At 66.8% G+C, this 4372-nt stretch carries 6 protein-coding genes; all 6 read left to right on the top strand.

Annotated elements, in window-relative coordinates:
* On the top strand, positions 1 to 1023 hold a 1023-nt coding region (locus ACE3UY_RS01350; RefSeq protein ID WP_374685753.1), incomplete at its 5' end, for a trimethylamine methyltransferase family protein.
* A gap of 72 nt (positions 1024 to 1095) precedes the next feature.
* Complete coding sequence (locus tag ACE3UY_RS01345; protein ID WP_374685752.1) at positions 1096 to 1398, top strand: antitoxin family protein; 303 nt, start codon at positions 1096 to 1098, stop codon at positions 1396 to 1398.
* The gene (locus tag ACE3UY_RS01340) at positions 1392 to 1856 is read left to right on the top strand and encodes a type II toxin-antitoxin system VapC family toxin (RefSeq protein WP_374685751.1); all 465 of its coding nucleotides are present in this window, start codon (positions 1392 to 1394) and stop codon (positions 1854 to 1856) included. The genes ACE3UY_RS01345 and ACE3UY_RS01340 overlap by 7 nt, the downstream gene beginning before the upstream one ends.
* A 138-nt stretch (positions 1857 to 1994) precedes the next feature.
* A complete protein-coding gene (locus ACE3UY_RS01335) occupies positions 1995 to 2327 on the top strand; it encodes a KTSC domain-containing protein (RefSeq protein ID WP_374685750.1) in 333 nt (110 codons plus the stop codon).
* A gap of 60 nt (positions 2328 to 2387) precedes the next feature.
* Positions 2388 to 3824 (top strand): amidohydrolase, encoded by a 1437-nt coding sequence (locus ACE3UY_RS01330; RefSeq protein WP_374685749.1) that lies wholly within the window; start codon positions 2388 to 2390, stop codon positions 3822 to 3824.
* The coding region (locus ACE3UY_RS01325) for a creatininase family protein (RefSeq protein WP_374685748.1) at positions 3821 to 4372 on the top strand (552 nt) is incomplete at its 3' end. The genes ACE3UY_RS01330 and ACE3UY_RS01325, both read left to right, overlap by 4 nt.

The raw sequence follows: 4372 nt of genomic DNA, 5'->3' as shown, positions 1-4372 counted from the left end.
GACGTGCCGGTCAACGTCCGCCACCTGCACCGCGTCCGCGCCGCCTTCCGGCTGACCGACAAGGTCGTCATGGAGGCCGCCCACGGCCGCATCATCCCCGCCGACACGCTGGCGATGATGCGTCTTGTCTACGGCGACCTGGACGGCGATCCGGTGACCGGCGACGTGATCAACGTCAACAGCCCCTTGCGCTACGACGAGCGCATGTTGGGCGGGCTGATCAGCTACGCCCGCGCCGGCCAGGCGACGTTCATCACCCCCTTCATCCTGGCCGGGGCGATGAGTCCGGTGACGATGGCCGCGGCGCTGGCCCAGCAGAACGCCGAGGTGCTGGCCGGCGCGGCGCTCACGCAACTCGTCCGGCCGGGCGCGCCGGTCATCTACGGCGGCTTCACGACCAACGTGGATTTGCGCGGCGGCAGCCCCGCCTTCGGCACGCCGGAGGGAGCGTGGGCGGCGCTCGTGGGCGGGCAGCTGGCGCGCCGCTACCGCCTGCCCTATCGCGGCAGCGGCGCGCTGACCACCAGCCAGACGGCCGACGCCCAGGCCGCCTATGAGTCGCTGTGGACGCTCTGGCCGGCCGTGCTGGCCCACACCAACCTGCTCATGCACGCCGCCGGCTGGGTGGATGGCGGGTTGACTGTCTCCTTCGAGAAGTTCGTCATCGACCTGGAGAACCTGGCCATGTTCCAGCGCTTCCTGGAGGGCTTTGCCGTGGACGATGACACGCTGGCGCTGGACGCCATCGCCGAGGTGGGGCCGGGCGGCCACCACTTCGGCACGGCCCACACCGCCGCGCGCTACCGCGACGCCTTTCACGCCTCCTCGCTGGCCGACCGGCGGGGTCACGACGCCTGGGCCGCGGCGGGCAGCGAAGATACCGCCCGCCGCGCCAACCGCGTCTGGAAGGAAATGCTGGCCGCCTACGAGCCGCCGCCGCTCGACCCGGCCATCGTCGAGGCGCTGGACGACTACGTGGCGCGGCGGGAGGGGGAGTTGGTGGGGAGTAGGCTTTATGAGTGAGCATTTACGGCGCGGCGGTAATCGGCGATAATAGGGTACGTTTAAATCGATGGGCCAACGTGTGAGGATGAAATGGCTGAGATTATCACAGCTGTGTATGAAAAAGGGGTTCTGCGGCCTCTACAACCTCTATCACTTGAGGAGCAAGAACACGTCGACCTACAAATACTGGCGCGCGAGAGAGATGGCGAAGTGGAACGGCTTTTAGCCAGGTTAGTCGCCGAGGGGATTTTGGCCCCGCGTCCATCGCCGGAGGAACTCGAAGGAATCGAACCCATCTCGGAAGAGGAGCTTAGGCAGCTGGCCGAAGAAGTGGGCCGAATCCCGGGCAAATCGCTCTCAGAAATGGTTATCGAAGATCGCGGCGAATGGTAACGGTCTACTTCTTCGATTCAAGCGCGCTTGTCAAGCGCTATGCTCGCGAGCCTGGATCACGTTGGGTTTGGGCTACCGCTCAGCCTCGTGCAGATACGACTGTCTGGACATCAAGGCTGACGTGGGTCGAGATCTTGAGTGCTCTGAGCCGTCGGAAGCGCGAGGGAACCATCGAGGAACCGGCATTGGCGCGCGAGTTTGATTTGCTGCGCTTTCATTTTGCGATGCAGTATCAAATCGCCGAGATAGACGCAACGGTTATTCAACTCGCCGGTGAAGTGGTACAAGCCCATCCGTTGCGCGCCGCCGACGCCATACAACTGGCGACGGCGATGCGGTTGCACGCTGCCCTTGGGCCTGGTGAGGCCACATTTTCTTTTGTCTGCGCGGACGCCAGGCTTCTCCTGGCCGCTGAGCAAACCGGACTTCATACCGTCAATCCGATCAGCGCTGATTAAGTTGGGCTGCACTCGCCCTATGGCGATGCGTAGATCATCTCGATTCCCAAATAGAGCCGGGGCCAATTTCTCTCCTTCGTCTCCCAGCCTGGCTCTGACGACCGACTACAAGTGTAGACTATAATGGAGAAGTACCCCATGAACCAGACGATCATCACCGCCGTTTACGACGGCGGCGTTCTGCGCCCGCTGGAGGCGCTAGACCTGGCGGCGGGCCAGCCGGTGCGCCTGCAACTCGTGGAAGGCGACGACGACAGCGCCATGCAGCGCCCCCCCGCTTCCTCCTCCCTCACCTCCGTTGGCTACCTCCCGAAGAGCGAGGCATTGGAGATCGAGTTCCACGACGGCTCGGTCTACCTCTACTTCGGCGTCCCCGCCAGTGTGTATGACGAGCTCGCCCAGGCTGAGTCGCGCGGCCGCTATTTCAACGCCCACGTCCGCAACGAGTACGCGACGCGCAAGACCAGATAAAGGGAGCGCCCTCGCCCGCGCGGTCGCTCGTTCCGGCCGCCGCCATAGTAGGAGAACACCATGCCCATACAACGTGGGAACGATGATGTATCTCAGGCCATCGACGCCGCGCGCCCGGCCATTGAGCGTATCTGCGCTGAAGTGTGGGAGCTGGCCGAACTCTCGCTGCACGAAGTCCACTCCTCGGCCGTCCACATCCGTGAACTGGAGGCGGCCGGCTTCACCGTCACCGGCGTTGGCGCGGCCGGCGTGCCCACCGCGTTCGTCGCCGAGTGGCGCCAGGGGGATGGGCCGAAGATCGGCTTCCTGCCCGAGTATGACGCCCTGCCCGGTCTGGGCAACGCCGCCGTGCCGCGCCAGGAAGCCCGCGCCGACGGCCAGACGAGCGGCCACGGTTGCGGCCACAACCTGTTGGGGGCGGGGCTGACTGGCGCGGCCATCGCCGTCAAACACGCCATGCAAGCGGCGAACGTGCCCGGGACCCTGCGCGTGTATGGCTGCGCGGCCGAGGAAGTGGAGGGGGCGAAGGTCTACATGGCGCGCGAAGGGCTGTTCAATGACCTCGACGCCTGCTTCCACTGGCATCCCGCCCCCATCGCCGCGGTGATCAACGCGCGCATGGCCGCCAACAACTCCATCAAGATCGAATTTCATGGCCGGACGGCCCATGCCGGTATCGAACCGTGGCAAGGACGGTCGGCCCTCGACGCGATGGAGGTGGCCGCCCACGCCATCAACCTCATGCGCGAGCACCTGGAACCGACCGCCCGCACGCACTACATCTATGAGGCGGGCGGCGTCGCGCCGAACATCGTGCCCGACTACGCCCGTATGTGGTTGAAAGTACGGGACGCCGACCGGGCGCGGGTCAACGCCACGACCGAGTGGGTGAGACAGATCGCCGACGGCGCGGCCCTGGCGACCCAGACCAGAGCGAGCGTCAACGTCTATTACGGCCTGCATGACTTGCTGCCCAACACGCCGCTGGCCGAACGCATGCAGGCCATCCTGGAACGCGTCGGCCCGCCAGCCTGGAGCGAAGCAGAGCAGGCTTTTGCCCGCGCCTGCCAACAAGAGATGGGCGTGGCCGAAAAAGGATTGGCGACCAACGTCATCCCGCTCCAGAAAGAGCCGACAATCGGCGGCTCCTCCGACGTGGGCGACGTGAGTTGGTGCACCCCGACAATGGGCGTCATCATGCCAACCCTGCCGCTGGGCGTCTCCCTGCACACCTGGCCGGTGACCGCCTGCGGCGGCACGTCCATTGGCCTGAAGGGCGCGCTGGCGGCGGCCACTGTGCTGGCCATGACCGCGCTGGATGTGCTGACCGACGCCGACCTGCGACGGGCGGCCCGCGCCGACTTCGACAGGCGAACGGAGGGGTTCACCTACGTGTCGCCGCTGCCGCCCGAACAGACGCGCCCCTTGGGACTGCCTGAATGGATGAACGCCGACGGCTCGGCCGAAGCCGTAGAAGCCTTGGGGAGATCGCGTTGACCCGCTTCTTCGCCTACGACGAACTCACCTGGCCCGAAGTGGCCGCGCTGCGGCGCGACACGCCGCTGGTCATCCCGCTCGGCGAGGGGTACGACCTGGGCCGGCTGGCCGAGGCGCTGGGCGACCCGCCGGCCGCCGGCCTGCTGCCGGCCATCCCCTACGGCTGGCCGGGCAGTGGGCTGGCCGTGGCCGATGCGCCGTTCGCCCGGATGGTGTCCAACCTGCTGGACAGCCTGGCCGACGACGGCTTCAGCCGGGTTTACGCCCTCCAGCCGCAGGGGCTTGACCTGGGCCTGGGAGCGCGGGCGCTGGTGCAGTGGCACAGCAGCCAGTTGCGCGAGGCTCTGCCCCTCCCGGCCGACGCCGACCGAGACAAGTGCATCCTCGTCCCTATCGGCCACACCGAGCAGCACGGCCACCACCTGCCCCTCTCCACGGACACGCTCATCATCGGGGCCATCGGCGCGGGCGCGGCGGCGGCCGAACCGTCGCTGGCCGTCTGCCTGCCCCCCTTTCCCTATGGGGCCAGCACCCATCGCGCCTCCTTC

The sequence above is a fragment of the Promineifilum sp. (SeqCode) genome, from assembly GCF_041918635.1.
GTDB lineage: Bacteria > Chloroflexota > Anaerolineae > Promineifilales > Promineifilaceae > Promineifilum.
The sequence above is the reverse complement of the archived record's forward strand: the minus strand, read 5'-3'. Positions and strand labels throughout refer to the sequence as shown.